Annotated in this window: 23 protein-coding genes; 12 read left to right on the top strand and 11 right to left on the bottom strand. The window is 67.2% G+C overall.

Annotated features, from left to right (window positions below):
- Positions 1-4 precede the first annotated feature (4 nt).
- The 9 genes from OKW76_RS14830 to OKW76_RS14790 form a co-directional block, all read right to left on the bottom strand.
- The gene (locus OKW76_RS14830; protein ID WP_265549618.1) at positions 5-1,420 is read right to left on the bottom strand and encodes a UDP-N-acetylmuramoyl-L-alanyl-D-glutamate--2,6-diaminopimelate ligase; all 1,416 of its coding nucleotides are present in this window, start codon (positions 1,418-1,420) and stop codon (positions 5-7) included.
- Positions 1,417-3,123, bottom strand: coding sequence for a peptidoglycan D,D-transpeptidase FtsI family protein (locus tag OKW76_RS14825; RefSeq protein WP_265549616.1), 1,707 nt, complete (start codon positions 3,121-3,123; stop codon positions 1,417-1,419). Before OKW76_RS14825 ends, OKW76_RS14830 begins: the two co-directional genes overlap by 4 nt.
- Positions 3,120-3,773 (bottom strand): hypothetical protein, encoded by a 654-nt coding sequence (locus OKW76_RS14820; protein WP_265549614.1) that lies wholly within the window; start codon positions 3,771-3,773, stop codon positions 3,120-3,122. Before OKW76_RS14820 ends, OKW76_RS14825 begins: the two co-directional genes overlap by 4 nt.
- Complete coding sequence (rsmH, locus tag OKW76_RS14815) at positions 3,773-4,714, bottom strand: 16S rRNA (cytosine(1402)-N(4))-methyltransferase RsmH (RefSeq protein WP_265549612.1); 942 nt, start codon at positions 4,712-4,714, stop codon at positions 3,773-3,775. The genes OKW76_RS14820 and rsmH overlap by 1 nt, the downstream gene beginning before the upstream one ends.
- Entirely contained in the window at positions 4,711-5,208 is a 498-nt protein-coding gene (locus OKW76_RS14810) for a division/cell wall cluster transcriptional repressor MraZ (RefSeq protein ID WP_265549610.1), read from the bottom strand. The genes rsmH and OKW76_RS14810 overlap by 4 nt, the downstream gene beginning before the upstream one ends.
- 270 nt (positions 5,209-5,478) lie before the next feature.
- Complete coding sequence (locus OKW76_RS14805) at positions 5,479-5,757, bottom strand: hypothetical protein (protein WP_265549608.1); 279 nt, start codon at positions 5,755-5,757, stop codon at positions 5,479-5,481.
- 79 nt (positions 5,758-5,836) lie between these two features.
- Complete coding sequence (locus OKW76_RS14800; protein ID WP_265549607.1) at positions 5,837-6,829, bottom strand: cysteine synthase A; 993 nt, start codon at positions 6,827-6,829, stop codon at positions 5,837-5,839.
- 57 nt (positions 6,830-6,886) lie between these two features.
- A complete protein-coding gene (locus OKW76_RS14795) occupies positions 6,887-7,219 on the bottom strand; it encodes a DUF962 domain-containing protein (RefSeq protein WP_265549605.1) in 333 nt (110 codons plus the stop codon).
- Between the two features lie 357 nt (positions 7,220-7,576).
- Complete coding sequence (locus OKW76_RS14790) at positions 7,577-8,260, bottom strand: hypothetical protein (RefSeq protein ID WP_265549604.1); 684 nt, start codon at positions 8,258-8,260, stop codon at positions 7,577-7,579.
- 131 nt (positions 8,261-8,391) lie between these two features.
- Between OKW76_RS14790 and OKW76_RS14785 the strand changes: the two genes are divergently transcribed.
- On the top strand, positions 8,392-8,754 hold the full coding sequence (locus OKW76_RS14785; protein ID WP_265549603.1) for a DUF1761 domain-containing protein: 363 nt from the start codon (positions 8,392-8,394) through the stop codon (positions 8,752-8,754).
- Positions 8,755-8,987: 233 nt separating this feature from the next.
- Here OKW76_RS14785 and OKW76_RS14780 read toward each other — a convergent pair whose 3' ends face one another.
- Positions 8,988-10,847 (bottom strand): ABC-F family ATP-binding cassette domain-containing protein, encoded by a 1,860-nt coding sequence (locus OKW76_RS14780; protein WP_265549602.1) that lies wholly within the window; start codon positions 10,845-10,847, stop codon positions 8,988-8,990.
- 120 nt (positions 10,848-10,967) lie between these two features.
- Between OKW76_RS14780 and OKW76_RS14775 the strand changes: the two genes are divergently transcribed.
- The 8 genes from OKW76_RS14775 (at position 10,968) to OKW76_RS14740 (ending at position 17,315) form a co-directional block, all read left to right on the top strand.
- Positions 10,968-11,165, top strand: coding sequence for a hypothetical protein (locus OKW76_RS14775; RefSeq protein WP_265549600.1), 198 nt, complete (start codon positions 10,968-10,970; stop codon positions 11,163-11,165).
- Between the two features lie 37 nt (positions 11,166-11,202).
- Positions 11,203-12,894 (top strand): long-chain-fatty-acid--CoA ligase, encoded by a 1,692-nt coding sequence (locus OKW76_RS14770; protein ID WP_265549598.1) that lies wholly within the window; start codon positions 11,203-11,205, stop codon positions 12,892-12,894.
- Between the two features lie 94 nt (positions 12,895-12,988).
- Complete coding sequence (locus OKW76_RS14765; protein ID WP_265549596.1) at positions 12,989-13,234, top strand: exodeoxyribonuclease VII small subunit; 246 nt, start codon at positions 12,989-12,991, stop codon at positions 13,232-13,234.
- A gap of 11 nt (positions 13,235-13,245) precedes the next feature.
- A complete protein-coding gene (locus OKW76_RS14760) occupies positions 13,246-14,145 on the top strand; it encodes a polyprenyl synthetase family protein (RefSeq protein ID WP_265553013.1) in 900 nt (299 codons plus the stop codon).
- Positions 14,146-14,161: 16 nt separating this feature from the next.
- Positions 14,162-14,668 (top strand): pantetheine-phosphate adenylyltransferase, encoded by a 507-nt coding sequence (gene coaD, locus OKW76_RS14755; protein WP_256506628.1) that lies wholly within the window; start codon positions 14,162-14,164, stop codon positions 14,666-14,668.
- Positions 14,669-14,758: 90 nt separating this feature from the next.
- Entirely contained in the window at positions 14,759-15,460 is a 702-nt protein-coding gene (locus tag OKW76_RS14750; RefSeq protein ID WP_265549593.1) for a peptidylprolyl isomerase, read from the top strand.
- 141 nt (positions 15,461-15,601) lie between these two features.
- Positions 15,602-16,627 carry a tRNA preQ1(34) S-adenosylmethionine ribosyltransferase-isomerase QueA gene (gene queA / locus OKW76_RS14745; RefSeq protein ID WP_265549591.1) on the top strand — a complete coding sequence of 342 codons (1,026 nt, stop codon included), beginning with the start codon at positions 15,602-15,604 and terminating at the stop codon, positions 16,625-16,627.
- 22 nt (positions 16,628-16,649) lie between these two features.
- Positions 16,650-17,315: an HAD hydrolase-like protein gene (locus OKW76_RS14740; protein WP_265549590.1), complete on the top strand. Its 666-nt coding sequence runs from the start codon at positions 16,650-16,652 to the stop codon at positions 17,313-17,315.
- On the opposite strand, the gene OKW76_RS14735 is transcribed toward OKW76_RS14740, so the two are convergent.
- Positions 17,296-17,769 carry an OsmC family protein gene (locus OKW76_RS14735; RefSeq protein ID WP_265549589.1) on the bottom strand — a complete coding sequence of 158 codons (474 nt, stop codon included), beginning with the start codon at positions 17,767-17,769 and terminating at the stop codon, positions 17,296-17,298. The two genes, OKW76_RS14740 and OKW76_RS14735, sit on opposite strands and share 20 nt — an antisense overlap.
- Positions 17,770-17,809: 40 nt before the next feature.
- On the opposite strand from OKW76_RS14735, the gene tgt reads away from it, so the two are divergent.
- The 3 genes from tgt to OKW76_RS14720 all read left to right on the top strand — a co-directional run bounded on the left by tgt (position 17,810) and on the right by OKW76_RS14720 (position 19,821).
- Positions 17,810-18,946 (top strand): tRNA guanosine(34) transglycosylase Tgt, encoded by a 1,137-nt coding sequence (gene tgt, locus OKW76_RS14730; protein ID WP_265549588.1) that lies wholly within the window; start codon positions 17,810-17,812, stop codon positions 18,944-18,946.
- A 27-nt stretch (positions 18,947-18,973) separates the two neighbouring features.
- On the top strand, positions 18,974-19,177 hold the full coding sequence (locus OKW76_RS14725) for a hypothetical protein (RefSeq protein ID WP_265549587.1): 204 nt from the start codon (positions 18,974-18,976) through the stop codon (positions 19,175-19,177).
- Positions 19,178-19,299: 122 nt separating this feature from the next.
- Positions 19,300-19,821 (top strand): ferritin-like domain-containing protein, encoded by a 522-nt coding sequence (locus OKW76_RS14720; protein WP_265549586.1) that lies wholly within the window; start codon positions 19,300-19,302, stop codon positions 19,819-19,821.
- Positions 19,822-20,073 lie beyond the last annotated feature (252 nt).

The raw sequence follows: 20,073 nt of genomic DNA, 5'->3' as shown, positions 1-20,073 counted from the left end.
CCCCTCACGCCGCGCACTCGCGCGCAACGGTCACATCGTCGAACGGCAGCACCATATCGCCGACGATCTGCCCCTGTTCATGCCCCTTGCCCGCGATCAGCACGATGTCGGCCTCGCCCGCCTGCGCGATCGCGGCGGCGATCGCCGCGCGGCGGTCGCCGATTTCGGTCGCGCCAGGGGCGCCTTTCAGCACTTCGCGGCGGATGCTCGCAGCGTCTTCGGTGCGCGGATTGTCGTCGGTGACGATCGCGACATCGGCGCGTGCCGCCGCCACCTGCCCCATCAGCTCGCGCTTGCCCGGATCGCGGTCGCCGCCCGCGCCGAACACGACGATCAGCTTGCCCGCGGCATGCGGCTTGAGCGCCGCGATTGCGGCTTCGAGCGCGTCGGGGGTGTGTGCGTAATCGACATAGACCGGCGCACCGCTGCGCGCGATCGCCGCGCGTTCGAGCCGGCCGCGCACCGGCTGCAACCGCGCCAATGCCTGCAGCGTCGGCGCAACCGCACCGCCGGTCGCGATGACCAGCCCGGCGGCGACCAGGGCGTTCGCCGCCTGATACGCGCCGATCAGCGGCAGATTGACCTTGTGGATCGCGCCATCGGCCTCGATCGTCAGCCCCTGCCCCAGCAAGGTCGGATCGCGCCCGACCAGCCGCAGCGTATCGCCATGCTCGCCGACGGTGATCAGCCGGTTGCCGCGATGCCGCGCCAGATCGAGCACGCGATCGGCGTGCGGATCGTCGACCCACACCACCGCGGTGCCGTCATCGGCGAGGACTTCGGCGAACAGCCGCAGCTTGGCGGTGAAATATTCCGCCATGTCCTTGTGGTAATCGAGATGGTCGCGACTGAGATTGGTGAAGGCGGCGGCGCGGACGGGCAGCCCCTCGGTGCGATATTGCGAAAGGCCGTGGCTCGATGCCTCGAACGCCAGATGCGTCACCCCCTCGCGCGCCAGCCCGGCAACGTTCGACAGGAAGGTGACGACGTCGGGTGTCGTGAGCCCGGTGGTCACGCGCTCGTCGGCGGTGGTGACGCCCAGCGTGCCGATCGAGGCGGCATGGTGCCCCGCCATCCGCCATAATTGGCGGGTGAGCTCGACGGTCGAGGTCTTGCCGTTGGTGCCGGTGACCGCAGCCGTTACCGGCGGGAACGGCGCGAAGAAGCGCGCGGCCATTTCGGCGAAGCACGCGCGCGGGCTTTCGTGCGCGATATGGACCGCGCCTTCGACCACCGCTTCGCGCCGCGCGACCACCGCGATCGCGCCGCTGGCGATCGCCTGGGGGATGAAATCCTCGCCATTCACCCGCGCGCCTTCGAACGCGCCGAAAACGGTGCCCGGCGCCACCTTGCGATGGTCGATCGCAAAGCCGGTGACGTTCTGCTCCTCGGTGCCGCCGGTCAGCGTGCCGAGTTTCATTGGTCGACCTTCTTGTCGCCCGCGGCGCGCCACAGCAGCGGCATCAGCTCGGACACGTTGATGTCGCGGTTCATGTCGGGGACCACCCCCAGCAAGGGGCCGGTGCGCGAGATGACGCGGCTGACGACGGGGGCGGCGGTCCAGGCGGCGCCGGTGAAGCCGAAGGTTTCGGCGGTGCCTTTGGGCGAATCGAGCATAGCGATCACCACATAGCGTGGTGCGTCCATCGGGAAAGCCGCCGCGAAGGTCGAAACGTTCACCCGTTTATTGTATCCGCCCGCACCCGGCTTCTCGGCGGTGCCGGTCTTGGCGCCGACGCGGTAGCCCGGCGCCTCGCCGCGGCGGCCGGTGCCCTCGAGCACCACGAGCCGCATCAGCTGGCGCATCCGCGCGCTGGTGGTCTCCGAAAACACGCGGCGCCCCGTTGCTGCCTTGCCCTGCGGCACCTTGAGCATCGTCGCCGGCCGCCACGTCCCGCCATTCACCATCGCGGCATAGGCGCTGGCGAGGTGGAGCGGGGTGATCGCGATGCCATGGCCATAGGCCGTTGTTAGCGTGGTCGAGCGTCCCCAATTGGCGGGCCAGATCGGCCGCGCCTTTTCGATCTCGATATCGGGCGCGGTGTCGAAGCCTAGCTTGCGGAACAAATGCTCCATCTTGGCCTGGCCCATTTCCTCGGCGACGCGCGCGGTGGCGATGTTCGACGAATGCACCAGCGTCTCGGGAACGTTGAGCCAGCGCTTTTGCGCGTGGTCGTCGCGGATCTGGAAGCGGCCGATCCGCAGCGGCGCGGTGGCGTCGTAGCGTTTCGACATCGACGTCACGACGCCGGTTTCGATCCCCTCGGCCATCACCAGCGGCTTGAAGGTCGAACCCAGCTCGTAGACGCTCTGCGTCACGTTGTTGAGGATGCCGCTGTCGCCCTTGCCCATGCGGTTGGGGTTGAAGCTGGGAAGCGACGCGATCGCCATCACCTCGCCGGTATCGACGTCGAGGATCACCCCGGCCGCCCCCGCCGCGCCGAAGGTCGCCATCGCACGCCCAAGCTCGCTTTCGAGCGCCCCTTGTACGCGCAGGTCGAGCGAGAGGGGCACCGGCGCGCCGCGCAGCGCGGGGTTGGTCAGCTTGGCATCGAGATGCTTCTCCATGCCGGTCACACCATGGCCGTCGAAATCGAGCAGGCCGAGCGCGTGCGCCGCCAGCGTCGTCTGCGGATACAGCCGCTCGGGCTCGCGGGCGAAGGCGATGCCCGGCTCGCCCAGCGCGTTCACGCTATTGACGAGTTCGGGCAGCGCGCGGCGCTGTAGATAGGTGAAGGTCGAGCCCGAGGTCAGCGCGCGATAATAATCGTCGGCACCGCGATCGGGCATCAGTTCGGCCAGCGATTCGGCGAGCTGGCGCTTGTCGCCGATCACCTTGTCAGGATGGACGCCGATCGACCACGCATCGATCGTCCGCGCGAGCGGCGCACCGTGGCGATCGACGATATCACCGCGCACCGGGGTGAGCATCGCGGCGACGTCGCGCCCCGTCGCGGGCTCGGCCGACCAGGCGAGCATCGCCAGCCGGCCGACGACGATCAACACTCCCGCCGCGAACAGCAGCAGCAGGATCATCAGGCGCGCCTGCGCGGTCTGGACCAGCGCGTGCCGGCCCGCGCCGTTGCGCCGGTCGGCGGTCGGAGGCGCCGTCAGGACGATCAACGTCGTTTCACCGTCTCGGATTTGGCGCCGCGCGCCAGATCACCGAGCGTCCGGTCGCTCAGCAGCGTGTCGTCGAGCATCGCGACCGCTTGCGCCTTGCGCTCGGTCGGCCGGCGCGAGGGCGCGGCGAGTGCACGCTCGGGGCTGGTGGTCGCGACCGAGGCGAGCGCGATCGGCGCGGCGCTGCGCTTGGGCGCGGCGGTCGCAGGCTTGGCCGCGGGCGCGTCCGGCGCCGATGTAGCGGGCACAGCCGGGCTGGCCGCTGCCAGCTGCTGCTGGTTCGCGCGGTGGAGATCGTTGTCATACAGCCCGGCGGGGACGATGAACGCCGCCTGCTGGACGGTGGCTTCGCCCGGCGTCGCGACATGCAGCTGCGCCAGCGCTTCCTCGCCCGCGACATATTGTTCGGGGCGCGGTGCGGCGAGCGCGAGCACGTCGCCATTCCAGCGTTCGAGCTGGGCGATGCTCGAGCGCGTCTGGAATTCGGTTTCGAGGTCGCGAATTTCGCGCTGCGCCGACACGATCGCACGCTGCAGGCTTTCGACCCGCGCGCGTTCGGTCGCCACCCAGGACGATACCAGATAGCAGGGCGGCGCTACCAGCACGCCGCACAGAAACCAGCCAAAGCCCTTCAAGCTCTTTGCCGCCATCAGTTTTCTCCCTGCCCCCATGGGGCTGCCGCGGTACGCCGGGCTACACGCAAGGTTGCCGAGCGCGCGCGCGGGTTGCGCGCGATCTCGTCTTCGCCGGCGCGCACAGCGCGCGCCGGTTGCTCGAAGCTTGGCGGCCGGGGCGACAGCGCCGCCGGCCGATGCCGCGATCCGGCGGGCTCGCTGCCCGACCGTTCGCGAAAAAAGCGCTTCACCAGCCGATCCTCCAGGCTGTGAAAGGTTACCACCGCCAGCCGGCCGCCGGGCGCGAGCACACGCTCGGCGGCGGCGAGGCCGTCGACCAGCTCGTCCAGCTCGCGGTTGAGATGGATGCGGATCGCCTGGAAGGTCCGTGTCGCGGGGTCCTTCTTGTCGTGCGGCTTGTAGCCGAGCGACCGGCGGACGACCGAGGCGAGCTCGCCGGTGCGGGCAAGCGGGCGAGCGGCGACGATCGCACGCGCGACGCGGCGTGAGCGCGGCTCCTCGCCATAGCGATAGAGGACGTCGGCAATCGCTTCCTCGTCGGCGGTGTTGAGGAAATCGGCGGCGCTCTCGCCCGCCTGGCTCATCCGCATGTCGAGCGGGCCGTCGCCCTGGAACGAAAAGCCGCGCTCGGGCTGGTCGAGCTGCATCGACGAGACGCCGATATCCATCGTGACGCCGTCGACCGGCACCGCGTCGCGCGCCGCCAGCTCGCTTTCGAGCGCCGAGAAGGGCGATTCGACCAGAATCAGCGCGCCGTCGCTCGCCGCTGCCATCGCCTGCCCGTCGCGGATCGCGTGCGGGTCGCGGTCGAAGCCGATCACCCGCGCGCCGGCTTCGAGCATCGCGCGGGTATAACCGCCCGCGCCGAAGGTTGCGTCGACATGCCGCTCACCGGGGACGATCGCGAGGCCGGCGATCACTTCGTCGAGCAGGACGGGGACGTGCGGCGCGGTCACAGCACCACCTTCTTCTGCGCCATGTAGAAGCGGCAGCGATCCTGCAGATCGGGATCGTCGATCTCGGCGGCGAGAAGCGTTTCGGGTGCCCACACCTGGAAGCGATCGCCGTCGCCCGCGAAGAACGCCCATTTGCCGATCCCGGCGCGCTGGCGCTCATAGGCGGGCAGCACGAAGCGGCCGCTGGGGTCGTAATTGGCGATTTCGACGCGATTCGCGCGGCGCTCGGCCTTTTCGTCGAAGGGGCGACCCTGTTCGGCGGCGAGGCGGCGGAGATGATTGAAATCGTCGTTGAGCTGGCGCGCCCAGGTGACGTCGTAGCACAGCAGGCAGTTCAATGCGGCGTCGCGGCCGACCAGCACGGTGCGGACCGGCGGCTCCTGCGGCGGGGTATTACGGTCGAGCACGACGCGCAGGTCGGCGGGAATCGCGACGCGACCCTTGTCGTCGACCGACTGCAGCGTGAAGCCGTAAAAGAGTTCCCTGTCTGCCACCCGCGCCCTTCATCGGGAGCACACACAGCCCCTCCCCGCCCGAAACCACGACCTGGCCTCGGCTGATATCGGATGACGAAGAGGAACGTGCCCCGCGGGAATTTCGTACCAAATCGAGGGGGTCGCTACAATGGAAATCTATGCCTTTTCGCCCCACTTTGCCCCACCAGCATCCACAAAGGCACGATGTACACTTTTGGTCTTGTTATGTTCTTTTTGCGCCGTGGAGGATCGGCTGGTAACGCATTGCCGGAAAATGAAAGAAGATGCTTAACGCGGCGCCGACGGCTGCTCGGTCACCACGACGTTGGCGACCTCGCCCGAGCTGCGGCTCGGCGCAACGCCGAGTTCGGCGAGCGGCTCGTCCTGCGGCGCTGGCGCCGCGACGCTGTTGCCGAGCAACGTCATGTTCGCGACGACATCGGGTTTCGACGAGCCGATCGCCTCGACCGGCGCCTGGCGGTCGACCGAACTGAAGATCGCGCTGGCGATCGTGATCAGCAGCACGACCAGCGCGAGCCCGGTCATTGCGACCCGGATACGCTGCATTGCCTGGCTTTGGTCGATGGTGGGTGGCATCACGATACCAGGAAAGTAACCATCCCGCCGCGACTTGTCGACCGCGGTGTCAGCGCGGCGCCAGCGCGGCCGGCACCGACAGCCCCTTGGCGGTCAGCCAATCGCGATCGTACAGCGTCGAGAGATAGCGAAAGCCGGTGTCGCACAGGATCGTCACCACCCGGCTGCCCGCGCCGAGCTGCCGCGCCAGCCGCACCGCGCCGGCGACGTTGATCCCCGACGACAGCCCCAGGCACAGCCCCTCTTCGGCGAGCAGCCGGCGCATCCATTCGAGGCCCTCCTCGTCCGAGACGCGGAACTGGGTGTCGATCGGCGCGCCCTCCAGATTGGCGGTGATCCGCCCCTGCCCGATCCCCTCGGCAACCGACGAACCTTCGGATTTCAGTTCGCCATGCGCGTAATAGTTGAACAGCGCGGCGCCGTGCGGATCGGTGAGCGCGATCGTCACATTGGGATCACGCTCCTTGAGCCCCAGCCCGACCCCGGCGATCGTGCCGCCGGTGCCCGCGGCGCAGGTGAAGCCGTCGATCCGGCCTTCCATTTGTTCCCAAATCTCGCTCGAAGTGCCGACGATATGCGCGCGGCGGTTGGCGATATTGTCGAACTGGTTGGCCCAGATCGCACCCGGCGTCTCGTCGGCGATCCGGCGCGAGGTGTGGACGAAATGGCCGGGGTTCGAATAGGGCGCGGCGGGCACCAGCACCAGCTCGGCCCCGAGCGCGCGCAGCGTATCCATCTTCTCGCGGCTCTGCGTCTCGGGCATCACGATGATCGTGCGATAGCCCTTGGCATTGGCGACCAGCGCCAGCCCGATCCCGGTATTGCCCGCGGTCCCCTCGACGATCGTGCCGCCCGGCTGAAGCAATCCGCGCGCTTCGGCATCCTGGACGATGAACAATGCCGCGCGATCCTTCACGCTGGCGCCCGGGTTGGTGAATTCGCACTTGGCGAAGATCTCGGCCCCGGCAGCCTCGCTCGGCCCCTTGAGGCGGACCAGCGGGGTGTTTCCGATCAAGGCGAGCGTATCGTTGGTTGTCTGCATGGACCAGAGATAGGGATTTGCGGGTGTGCGCGGCAAGCAACACCTGCTGTCAGCCGGTCAACGCCCGGTTGCCACCCCAGCGCGCTCGAGATGCGGCGCCAGCCTGCCGCCCACCGCCAGGAAGAACATGCGAAAGTCGCTGAGCAGCGACCACCAAGGATGGGTGAAGGTGGCGGGCCGGTTTCGCTCGACGCGGAAATGGGCGTACCAGGCGAAGCCATAGCCTGCCAACGGCACGGTAGCCCACCACCACCCGCCCGCGCCGATCGCGACGACGAGCAATACCAGCGTGAGCGCGGTGCCGATATAATGCAGCCGCCGCGTCTCGGGCCTGGCGTGCTCGCGCAGGTAATGCGGCCAGAACTGCGCATAGGTGGCGATGCGGGTCATGGGCGCGAGGCTATGCGAGGCCGGGGTGGTTGGGAACGGGTGGATTTGGTGATTCGGAGCCTCGGAAAGCTACAAAAGCTACACTACGTACCCCCCGGATTCGCCCTTTCCGCGTCGCGAAACGCGAAGCCGGTGGGGATGCGGGAAGCGTGTTCATGCGACGTTCGTACCAAAGCTCGCGCTTGTAGGACAGCGGTGCGGTGGGAAGCGTCGTGCCTGTGCCAATCCAGCTGACGCAATTGGCCGGTCTGGTAGAAAGCCGCCATTGTAGAGCGACACGGTATCGATATTAGTGCTGATCCACACGGCGCCAATGCCCTGATCGCGGCGGATTGTGCGAAACCCGACGCCGCCTTTCTACCATACGTTTTTCGAAAAAGCGCTGCGGTGCCACCATTGGAAGTTTAAGGTTCTGACGCGACCATCGGGCATCTCTTGAAGGATACCCAGCACGCCAGAGGAAGAATCCGGAGACGGGAAATACCGAATGTCGCGAATGGGCAGCCTTGACGAAAACAGCTGGAGGGATTGCGACAGGCGGCGATCGGAATGCTGGGTGAAGGACCGAGCGCCCCAAACTCCACCATCACGCCAGACGCCGACGAAGTCGCCACCTTCCAGCTTTGCATTCACGCGCGCGCTGTTGATCGGGGAAGTATCGCGCCAACGCGGCAGTTTTTTTTCAGCAACTGTCCGGCGATCATACCCGTCTTCGAACAAGGGGGCGCTATCCCGTCGGATATACGTGCCCGGGACGTCAGCACTTTGTTCCCCAGCCGTGCCATCATCGAGCAGAAGCTGCCCCATGAATGCAGCGCTTATGTTAGCGGCACAGGGGCCTTCGAACTGCTCCACCGATGACAGCCGTAAGGTGTCGGGGGCGAGAACCTCGATCTTGATTGACGATGCGGCGGCATCGGTTGCCACCTGCTGCGAGCGTATGTCGGAAACCTTGCAGTCTTTTGCAGACTGGCGAGGCTGCGCGACGCTCGCGGGAGCGGTCATTAAAATAGCTGCGAGCAAGAAGTGCCGAATAAGCATGCACTTTATCTAACACGTAGACTTAGACCGCGCCACGTACATTCATAATGGCAAAAGGCTCGTGTCACCGGTAGCGCGGCACCCTTGGTTGGCCTACCCTCGCACCCATGATCTACATTCTTCAAAACCTCATGCCCATCCTAGTCGCCACGCTTGCCGGGCTTGCGATCGGGGCGGTGTGGTATCGCGACCAGCTTCGGCGGGGCGGGAGTGTGGGGTTGTTGGTCGCTGCGTTCGTTGCCGAGTTCTGGCTTTGCGCGATCCTTGCGGGGGCGCTGATCCTGGCGCCGGCGCAGGCCGATCGGTGGACGATGTCGCTGGGGAGCGCGGTGGTGATCTGGATCGGGTTCGTCGTGCCGGCGTTGGTGGTGACGCTGCGGCTGCGCGGGGTGCGCGCGGGCGGGATCGCCGGGGATTGCGGGCATTGGCTGGTGGTGATGCTGGTGCAGGCGGCGATCCTGCAGGGGATCGGGTTGGTGGCGCCGGCGGGGTGATGGGGTGCGCTATTCGCTAGCGGTTTCTCGACTTCGCTCGAAACGAACGGGTGGGAATGGGATTTGGGTGATCGTCCCCTCAGACCGTTCGTGCTGAGCTTGTCGAAGCACCGTCCTTCTGCAGCGAGCGGCCCGAAAAGAAAGAACAGTGCTTCGACAAGCTCAGCACGAACGGGTTAGGGGGAAGTGCGCGCACTTTAAGTGCGGCGCGTGAGCCCCCTGCCCCTCTCCCCTTAAGCCGCAACCCCCTCGATCGCCTCGCTCGCCGTCATCCACCGCGTTTCGGCGTCGGCGAGCTTTGCCTCCACCTCGCTGCGGCGCTTCATCAGGTCGCTCATCGCCAGTTTCGCAAGGTCGGCCCGCGCGTCCGCCGGCGCGAACATCGCGTGGTCGAGCGCGCTTTTCTCGGCGGTCAGCTTGGCGATCTCGCTTTCGGCGGCCTTGGCGTCCTTGCGCAGTTCGGCTTCCTTCTCGCGCGCGGCGGCGGCTGCCTTGCGGTCGGCCTTCTTGTCCTTCTTCGACCCCTTTTCGCCCGACGAGCCCAGCACCAGCGCGATATAATCGTCGAGGCTGCCGTCATATTCGCGCGCGGTGCCGTTATCGACCAGCACCAGCCGGTCGGCGGTGGTTTCGAGCATGTGGCGGTCATGGCTGACCACCACCACCGCGCCCTGATAGGCGTTTAGCGCCTGGATCAGCGCTTCGCGCGCATCGACGTCGAGATGGTTGGTCGGCTCGTCGAGGATCAGCATGTGCGGCGCGTCGCGGGTGATCAGCGCCAGCGCCAGCCGCGCCTTTTCGCCGCCCGACAGCTTGCCCACCAGCGTCGTCGCCTTGTCGCCCGAAAAGCCGAACCGCCCGAGCTGGCCGCGGACCGCGCCGGGGGTCGCGCCCTTCATCAGCGCCGCCATATGCTCGATAGGGGTGTCGCGCGGGTCGAGTTCCTCGACCTGATATTGGGTGAAATAGCCGACGCGCATCTTGCCCGACGAGGTGATCTCGCCCTCCATCGGGGTCAATTGCGCCGCGAGCAGCCGCGCGAGCGTGGTCTTGCCGTTGCCGTTGCGCCCCAGCAGCGCGATCCGGTCGTCGGGGTCGAGCCGCAGGTTCAGCCGCTTGAGGATCGGCGTGTCGCCATAGCCGACGCTGGCCATGTCGAGCGTCACCAGCGGCGGGCGCAATTCGGTGGGATCGGGAAAGTCGAAGCTGAGCGTCGGATCCTCGGCCATCGAAGCGATCGGCGACATGCGTGCCAGGGCCTTTTGCCGCGACTGTGCCTGCTTGGCGGTTGAGGCGCGCGCCGAATTGCGTGCGATATATTCCTGCAGCTTGGCGCGCTGCGCCATCTGGCTGGTGCGCGCGGCTTCGAGCTGCGCCATCCGTTCGGCGCGCTGCTTTTCGAACGCGTCATAGCCGCCGGGATAGAGCGTCACCTTGCCGCCCTGCAGATGCAGGATGTGATCGACGACGTTGTTGAGGAAATCGCGCTCGTGGCTGACGACGACGATCGTCGCCTTGTAGCCTTTCAGGAAATCCTCGAGCCACATCACCGCTTCGAGATCGAGATGGTTCGATGGTTCGTCGAGCAGCAGCAGGTCGGGCTGGCTGAACAGCAAGGCGGCGAGCGCGACTCGCATCTTCCAGCCGCCCGAGAAGCTGTCGAGCGGGCGCTGCTGCATTTCCTCGTCGAAGCCGAGGCCGACCAGGATCCGCGCAGCGCGCGCGGGGGCGGCGTGCGCGTCGATCGCAATCAGCCGCTCGTGGATTTCGACCACGCGGTCCATATCCTCGAGCTCTTCGACCTCTTCGAGCAAAGCCGCGCGCTCGACATCGGCGGCGAGCACGGTTTCGAACGGAGTCGCGGTGCCCGAGGGGGCTTCCTGCGCGATATAGCCGAGGCGTGCGGCCTTGGGCATTTCGGCGGCGCCGCCATCGGGTTCGAGCAGCCCGGCAATCACGCGCACCAGCGTCGACTTGCCAGCGCCGTTGCGGCCGATCAGGCCGACGCGGCTTCCGGGGGGCAAGGCGGCGGTGGCGTTATCGAGGATAAGGCGCCCGCCAAGGCGCACCGTGATCGCGTTCAGGTTCAGCATGCGCGCCCGATAGCAGGCAATCGCCGCAAACGCGACCGGCTTGCGAAACGCTGGCAAGCGGTTCGCGATTACGATATGTCACGCCCGGTCAAATCTTCGTCGCGTCGGAGTTCGAACGGCATGCAGCGTCGCCCTTATGGTCTGGTCCTGATTGCGTTGCTGGTGCTGCTGCTGGCGGTGCGCCATCCGACCACCGACATTCGAATCAATCTGCACGACACCAGCGACCCCACCCCGCGCCAGATCGTCGCGGCGATCGACACCGGATTGATGGCGGTATCGGTGCTGGTGACCTGGACACAGCGGATCGCGCGCTAGCTTGCACCGCCCCAAAACGCTGCTTACACCTGTGTAAATGACCGATCCCGAGACCGCCTGGCGGACCGCCTATCACCACCCCGGCGCGTGGGATCGCGCATTCCCGCCGCAGACGATGATCGCGCTGTTCGAACAATCGGCGCGCGAACGCGGCGACGCGCCGCTGATCGAATTTCTGGGCCGGCGGTACAGCTATGCCGAGACGCTCGACGGCGCGAGCCGCGTCGCGTGCGGGCTGGCGGCGCTGGGCTATGGCAAGGGCGACCGGATCGGTTTGTACCTGCCCAACGTCCCGCATTACGTCGCGGCCTATTACGGCATCCTCAAGCTCGGCGCGACGGTGGTGAATTTCTCGCCGCTTTATACCGCCGACGAGCTCGCGCATCAGGTCGAGGATTCGGGGACGCGGCTGCTGTTCACGATCTCGGCGAGCGCGTTGTTGCCGACCGCGGTGAAGGTGCTCGACCAAAGCTCGCTCGAGCGGCTTGTAGTGGGGTCGGTCGCGGGCGCGCTGCCCGCCGCGAAGTCGGTCTTCTACCGGATGCTCAAGCGCAAGGAGATCGCGCCGCGCCCCGCTGATCCGCGCATCACCGCCTTCTCGGCGCTGATCGCCAACCAGGGCGCGTGCGATACCCCGCCGCTCGATCCGATGACCGATCTGGCGCTGATTCAATATACCGGCGGCACCACCGGCAGCCCCAAGGGCGCGATGCTGAGCCACCAGAATTTGTCGGCTAATGCGCGGCAGGTGGCCGAGGTCGATCCGCAGCGCGGGATCGGGGTCGATCGCATCCTGGGCGCGCTGCCGATGTTCCATGTCTTCGCCAACACCTGCGTGCTCAACCGCACCGTGGTGGCGGGCGGCGAGATGGTGTTGCTGCCGCGCTTCGAGGCGGGCGCGGCACTGGCAGCGATCGCGCGCACCGGCGCGACCGCGCTACCCGGCGTGCCGACGATGTATCGCGCGCTGCTCGAACATCCCAATCTCACCAAGACCGACCTCAGCTCGCTGCGGATCTGCATTTCGGGCGGGGCGCCGCTGCCCGCCGAACTCAAGGCGCGGTTCGAGGAGGTGTCGGGGGCCAAATTGGTCGAGGGCTATGGCCTGTCCGAAAGCTCGGGCGTGGTGTCGACCAATCCCTATGAGGGGCTGAACAAGTCGGGGACGATCGGCCTGCCGCTGCCCGCGACGCGGGTGCGGCTGGTCGACAAGGCCGATCCCTCGCGCCCCGCCCCCGATGGCGAGCCTGGCGAGATCGTCGTCGCGGGGCCGCAGATCATGCTCGGCTATTGGAACCGCCCCGATGCCGATGGCGAAGCGTTCTGCCACGCCGCCGACGGCAGTCGCTGGCTGCGCACCGGCGATGTCGGGACGATCGACGAGGATGGCTATATCCGCATCGTCGACCGACTGAAGGACATGATCGCGGTCGGCGGCTTCAAGGTGTTCCCCAGCCAGATCGAGGCGATCCTGTACCATCACCCTGCGGTGCGCGAGGCGCTGGTGATCGGCATGCCCGACACCTATCGCGGCGAAGTGCCGCGCGCCTATGTGACGCTGGTCGAGGACAGCGGCGTTACCGGCGAGGCGATCGCGGCGTGGATCAACCCGCAGCTCGGCAAGCACGAGCGGCTCGACGCGGTGGTGGTGCGCGAGGCGCTGCCCAAGACGATGATCGGCAAGCTCAGCCGCAAGGATCTGGTCGCCGAGCTCGCGGCGGAGGCTTGAGCGGCGCACCCAAGCACCTGAATATCGGGCTTGTGCCCGCGCTTGCGCGCAACCCGGTTGCAAGCCGACCCGAACCTGCCGCATAGCATCGCACATGGCAGAGGAACCCGGCATCGCCGAGCTTTCGTTCGAGGAAGCATTGAAGGAACTCGAGCGGATCGTGAGCCGCCTCGAAAGCGGCGACGCGTCGCTGCAGGAGGCGATCGACCTGTACGAGCGCGGCGACCGGCTGAAGAAGCAGTGCGCGGCGCGGCTCGATTCGGCGCAGGCGCGGATCGAGGCGATCCGGCTCGATGGCAGCGGCCAGCCGGTGGGCACCACCGCGTTCGCGGGCACCTGACGTTGAGCGGAATGCGCCACGCCTCGATCCCGTTGCAGAACGCGATGCGCGACATTGCCGGCGAGATCGATCGCCAGTTCGACCAGTTGCTGCCGGTCCCCGCCGATCCGCGCGCCGGGCTGTACCAGGCGATGCGCCACGCCGCGATCGGCGGTGGCAAAAGGCTGCGCCCCCTGCTGGTGTTCGCCACCGCCAAATTGTTCGGCGTCGATCGCGAATGCATCGCGCGCGTCGCGACCGCGATCGAATGCATCCATGTCTACAGCCTGGTGCACGACGATTTGCCCGCGATGGACGACGACGACATGCGCCGCGGCAAGCCGACGGTGCACAAGGCGTTCGACGAGGCGACCGCGATCCTGGCGGGCGATTGCCTCCACGCGCTGGCGTTCGAGCTGCTCGCCGACGAGCGCACGCATGGCGACCCGTTCGTCCGCGTCGAATTGGTCCAGTGCATCGCGAATGCCGCCGGCCCCGCAGGCATGGGCGGCGGGCAGATGATGGACCTCGAAGCCGAAAAGACCAGCTTCGACCTGCCCACCGTCACCCGGCTTCAGGCGATGAAGACCGGCGCGTTGATCGCCTGCTCGGTCGAGGCGGGCGCGATCCTAGGGCGGTTGCCGATCGAGGGGCGGACCGGGCTTCGCGGCTATGCGCGCGACGTCGGGCTCGCCTTCCAGATCGCCGACGACCTGCTCGATGTCGAGGGCGACGAAGAGGCGGTCGGCAAGGCGCTGCGCAAGGACGGGTCGGCGGGCAAGGATACCTTCGTCTCGCTGCTCGGCATCGAGCGCGCGCGCGAACAGGCACGCATCCTGGTCGAACAGGCGATTGACCATCTCCACGCCTATGGCAACGAAGCCGACCTGCTGCGCGACATCGCGCGCTTCACGCTGGAACGCGATCGTTGACCGACAAAGGGACTTCATGACGATTCGCACCGCCGTCTATCCCGGCACCTTCGATCCGGTGACGCTCGGCCACATGGACATCATCGGCCGCGCCGCAAGGATCGTCGACCGGCTCGTGATCGGCGTGACGACCAACCCGTCGAAATCGCCGATGTTCACGATCGAGGAGCGGCTGGCGATGGTCCGCCGCGAGGTCGAGGGGATGGAGACCGAGGTCCATGTCGTCGCGTTCGATTCGCTGCTGATGGACTTTGCCGAGCGCGAGGGGGCCGACATGATCGTGCGCGGGCTGCGCGCGGTCGCCGATTTCGAATATGAATATCAGATGGCGGGGATGAACCAGCAGTTGAACGACCGGATCGAGACGGTCTTCCTGATGGCCGATGTCTCGCTCCAGCCGATCGCCAGCCGCTTGGTGAAGGAGATCGCGATGTATGGCGGCGATATCGGCAAGTTCGTCTCGGGCCCGGTGCGCGCCGATGTCGCCGCGCGCGTCGAGGTGATCGGCCGCAAGGGCAGCTGACGCCCCCGCCCCGCCGCGACGCGGGGCGGTCTTTTCGCCACCGGGCTTTTGTTCTAGGGCCACCACCACATCAGGTTGACGGGGTTTCCCATGCGTTTCGTTCTTGCCATGCTTGCGGTCCTCGGGCTCGGGGCGGCGTTGCCCGCCAGCGCCCAGATCGTCGAATCCAACGCCACTGGGCGTGCCACGCCGCCCGCGACCACCGATGCCGAGAATCTGTGGCTGCTCGACCTGTCGACCGGCGGCCGCGTCACGATCTGGCTGCGTCCCGATGTCGCGCCCAAGATGGTCGAGCGGATCAAGGGCCTCACCCGCCAGAAATTCTACGACGGGCTGCTGTTCCACCGCGTGATCGACGGCTTCATGGCGCAAACCGGCGACCCCAAGGGCGACGGGACCGGCGGCTCGTCGCTCCCCGATGTCGAGGCCGAGTTCAACTATCTGCCGCACGTCCGCGGCGCGGTATCGGCCGCGCGCCAGGGTTCGGCGCCCGGCGCCACCGCCGAAGTGCGCACCGCGGCGGAGAACAGCGCGAACAGCCAGTTCTTCATCGTTTTCTCGCCGCGGCTGTCGCTCGACAAGGATTATACCGTGTTCGGTCGGGTCCTTTCGGGGATGGAGCATGTCGATGCGATCCCGCGCGGCGAGCCGCCCGCGAACCCCGCACGCATCCTCCGCGCCTATATCGCCGCTGACAATCCCCCGCCCTTCACCCCGCAAGCCGCTACCGCCCCCGCGCTGCCGGCTGGCGAGAAGGAAGTCGTGCTGCCCGGGACCGCGCCGAGCAACTGAGATATTGCGACCGGCCAACCCCCGTTCGGACGGAGCTTGTCGACGTCCGGCCCGAACGATCGGCGAGCACAGCGCCCGGGTTAGGGCGGGGCGCCCTTCGACAGGCTCAGGGCTAACGGGCGCAAGGACTGCATTGAAGCGATGAACGTCGACCTGTTCGATTTCGAACTGCCGCCCGAGCGGATCGCGCTGCGCCCCGCCGCGCCGCGCGATTCGGCGCGGATGCTGGTGCTGAGCGGTGGCGCGACCACCGACGCGGTCGTCACCGACCTGCCCGGCCAATTGCGCGCCGGCGATTGCCTGGTCTTCAACGACACCCGCGTCATTCCCGCACAGCTCGAGGGCAAGCGCGGCGAGGCGAGCATCGGCGCGACCTTGCACAAGCGCGAGGGGCCGCGCCGCTGGCGCGCCTTCATCCGCAACGCCAAGCGGCTGCGCGACGGCGACACCGTCGATTTCGGCCATGACGTCACCGCCACCGCGAGCGACCGCGGCGACGATGGCAGCTTCGCGCTCGATTTCGCCGGCGACGAGCCGGTCGAGCTGCTGCTCGAGCGCACTGGCCGGATGCCGCTGCCGCCCTATATCGCGGCGCGGCGCGGCACCGATGCGCGCGATGCCGACGACTATCAGACGATGTTCGCGGCCGAACCCGGCGCGGTCGCCGCCCCCACCGCGGCGCTGCACTTCACCCCGGCGCTGCTCGCCTCGCTCGCCGCAGCGGGGATCGGGCACGAAACGCTGACGCTGCATGTCGGCGCGGGCACCTTCCTGCCGATGAAGGCTGCCGATACCGACGACCACCAGATGCATTCGGAATGGGGGCGGATCGACGCCGCCACCGCCGAGCGGCTGAACGCAGTGCGCGCGCGCGGCGGGCGGGTGATTGCGGTCGGCACCACCAGCCTGCGGCTGATCGAAAGCGCCGCGCAGGACGACGGTCGGATCGCGGCGTTCGAGGGCGACACCGCGATCTTCATCACCCCGGGCTATCGCTTCAAGGGGATCGACGGGCTGATGACCAATTTCCATCTGCCGCGATCGACGCTGTTCATGCTGGTATCGGCGCTGATGGGGCGCGAGACGATGCAGGCGGCCTATGCGCATGCGATCGCGGCCGAATACCGCTTCTACAGCTATGGCGATGCCAGCCTGTTGATCCCCTGACACGAGTTTGTCACACAGGGCGATGACCGTCCCCGATGCAGATGCCGGCGCGCCGATCCGGCTGGTGATCTTCGATTTCGACGGCACCTTGTCCGACAGCGGCGGCTGGTTCCTGGGGATCGTCGACCATCTGGCCGAGAAATACCGCTTTCGCGCAGTCGATCCCGACGAGGTCGAGGGGATGCGCGACAAGACCACGCGCGAGGTGATCCGGCACCTAGGCATTCCGCCATGGAAGCTGCCCTTCATCGCGCGCTATGTCCGCAGCCTGTTGGCGCTGCACACCCACGAGATCGCGCTGTTCGAGGGGATCGCCGAGCTGCTTGCGGCGCTGAAGGCCGCGGGGATCCGCGTCGCGGTGGTCACTTCGAACTCCGAACTCAACGCGCGCCGCATCCTCGGGCCCGACAATGCCGCGCTGGTCGATGTGTGGGAGTGCGCGTCGTCGCTGTACGGCAAGGCGCCCAAATATCGCCGCGCGCTCAAACGCGCCGGGGTCGCCGCGAGCGAAGCGATCTCGATCGGCGACGAAACTCGCGACATCGAAGCCGCGCGCCGGGCGGGGATGCGCGCAGGGGCGGTGTTGTGGGGATATGCCAGCGAATCGGCGCTGCGGGCGCAGTCGCCCGACCTGGTGTTCGCCGCGCCGAACGACATCGCGCGCATGCTCATCGCGGGCGATAGGTAGCCTCGACCGACACCGGGAAATTCACCGATCGCGCGATGAAGCAATAGCGGTCGACCTCGTGGTGCAGCCGATCGGCGAGCGTAAGGTCGGCACCCGCTGCCAGCTCGATCGCCGGCCGCAGCGTCGCCCGAAGGAAACGCCCTTCGCCGCCGGGGAGCGTTTCGCCCACCCCCAAGGGGTCGTCGACATAGCCATGGACGACGATCCCCGCCTGGCTCGCCAGATGCAGATACCAGAGCATGTGGCAGGCCGAGAGCGACGCCAGCAGCAGGTCTTCGGGATTGGGCAGCGCCGGATCGCCGCCGAGCAGCGGGTCGTTCGAGCAATGGATCACCGGCTTGCCCGGGGTCGTCACGTCCCAGGTCCGGGCATAGCCGCGATAGCTTGCGGTCCCCTGCCCGCGATTGCCGGTCCAGGCGATCCGCGCACCATAGTCGTGTTCGGCCATCGGCATGCCCTTTCCATTCGGCGCGCGGGACGGCAAAGCATCGCGGATGCGTCCCCGTTTCGATTTCACCATCCACGCGACCGATGGCAAGGCCCGCACCGGCACCATCGCGATGCGCCGCGGCGATATCCGCACCCCTGCTTTCATGCCGGTCGGCACCGCCGCGACGGTGAAGGCGGTCAAGCCAGCCGATGTCCGGGCGGCGGGGGCGGATATCCTGCTGGGCAACACCTATCACCTGATGCTGCGCCCCGGCGCCGAGCGGGTCGCGCGGCTGGGTGGGTTGCATCGCTTCATGGGCTGGGACCGGCCGATCCTGACCGACAGCGGCGGCTATCAGGTGATGAGCCTGTCCGACCTGACGACGCGCAGCGAGGACGGCGTTGCGTTCCGATCGCATATCGACGGGTCGCGCCACATGCTGTCCCCCGAACGGTCGATGGAAATCCAGCGGCTGCTGGGCAGCGACATCGTGATGGCGTTCGACGAGCTGGTGCCGACCACCGCGACGCGCGAGGTGCAGGCGGCGGCGATGGAGCGGTCGATGCGCTGGGCGCGGCGATCGCGCGAGGGTTTCGATGCGGGCGGCGAGCATGCCGAGGGTGCGGCGTTGTTCGGCATCCAGCAGGGCGCGCTCGATCAGGAACTGCGCAAGGCGAGCGCCGACGCGCTGCTCGATATCGGCTTCGATGGCTATGCGGTCGGCGGGCTCGCGGTGGGCGAAGGGCAGGAAGCGATGTTCGGGGTGCTCGATTATGCGCCGGGCCAGCTCGATGCCGCGCGTCCGCGCTATCTGATGGGGGTCGGCAAGCCCGACGACATCGTCGGCGCGGTCGAGCGCGGAATCGACACGTTCGATTGCGTGCTGCCGACGCGCAGCGGGCGCAACGGCCAGGCCTTCACCCGCAACGGTCCGCTCAACATCCGCAATGCGCGCTTCGCCGAGGACCAGGGGCCGGTCGATCCGAGCTGCGGCTGCCCGACCTGTGCGGGGTGGAGCCGCGCCTATCTGCACCATCTGGTGCGCACCGGCGAGATATTGGGCGCGATCCTGATGACCGAGCACAATCTGTGGTTCTATCAGGCGCTGATGGCCGATCTGCGCGGCGCGATCGGCGGCGGCACCCTGAGCGCGTTCGCCGACGAATTTCGGGCGCGCTATGCTGAACGCGATCACGGCTGAAGCATTATACCAAAGAAGGAGAGGGATATGTCGGACCAAGACGAGCTGCCGAGCAACGAGATCGTCGTGGCGGCCAAGGATGCGCAGGCGCGCCGCACCGCGGCACAGGCCAAGCCCCCCGCCGAGGATCGCAGCCGCCACTGGCCGATGACCGCGATCGGTGTCGGCATCGGATCGGCGGCGCTGGCAGCCGCCTTGCTGTACGCCAACCGCGGCAACAAGAAGCCCTGACTGCCGCCAACGGTGGCGATTATCGGGCCGGCGTCGCAACCTTGCGCGCCGGTCGCGGGTTGATGCAGCGACGCTTGGTCGCTTCTGCGGGCTTGGCGTCCACTCTTACGATGGAGGCCATCATGGGCTTGTTCACCAAAGACATCGCCACGTTCGACGACCTGTTCCTGCACCAGCTGCAGGACGTCTATTATGCCGAAAACCAGATCACCAAGGCGCTGCCCAAGATGGTCGCCAAGGCGACCGACGCCGGGCTGAAGGCCGCGTTCGAGCAGCATCTGAGCGAAACCGAGGGTCAGATTGCACGACTCGAGCAGGTGTTCGAGCTTATGGGTGAGAAGGCCAAGGCGGTTACTTGCCCCGCGATCGACGGCATCATCAAAGAAGCCAATGAAACCGCGGGCGAGATTTCGGACAAGGCGGTGCTCGACGCCGCGCTGATCGCCGCCGCACAGGCAGTCGAGCATTACGAGATCACGCGCTACGGCACGCTGGTCACCTGGGCCGAGCAGATTGGGCGGCCCGATATCGCGACCATCCTGCAGCAGACGCTCGACGAGGAATATGCGACCGACGACAAGCTGACCGCGATGGCCAAGTCGAAGGTCAATCCGCGCGCCGATGCGGTGACCGAACCCGCCTGACCCCCCTGCTTGCGCCGGCCCCGATCGGGTCGGCGCGGGCTTCGGACTGTAGCACCGCGAGTCGCGCCGCACCGATCGTTCGGAAGGCTACAAAAGCTACACTACGTACCCCCCAGATTCCCCTTCCCTGCCGCATGAGAGACGATGGCGGTCGAGTGCAGGAGGAGCGTGATCATGGGTTGGGCCTACCAAAACCGGCGCTTGTAGGACAGCGGCGAGCGAACGCTCCGGCGGCGATTGACACCTGCCGGG

Source organism: Sphingomonas sp. S1-29, assembly GCF_026167545.1.
Taxonomy (GTDB): domain Bacteria; phylum Pseudomonadota; class Alphaproteobacteria; order Sphingomonadales; family Sphingomonadaceae; genus Sphingomonas.
The sequence above is the reverse complement of the archived record's forward strand: the minus strand, read 5'-3'. Positions and strand labels throughout refer to the sequence as shown.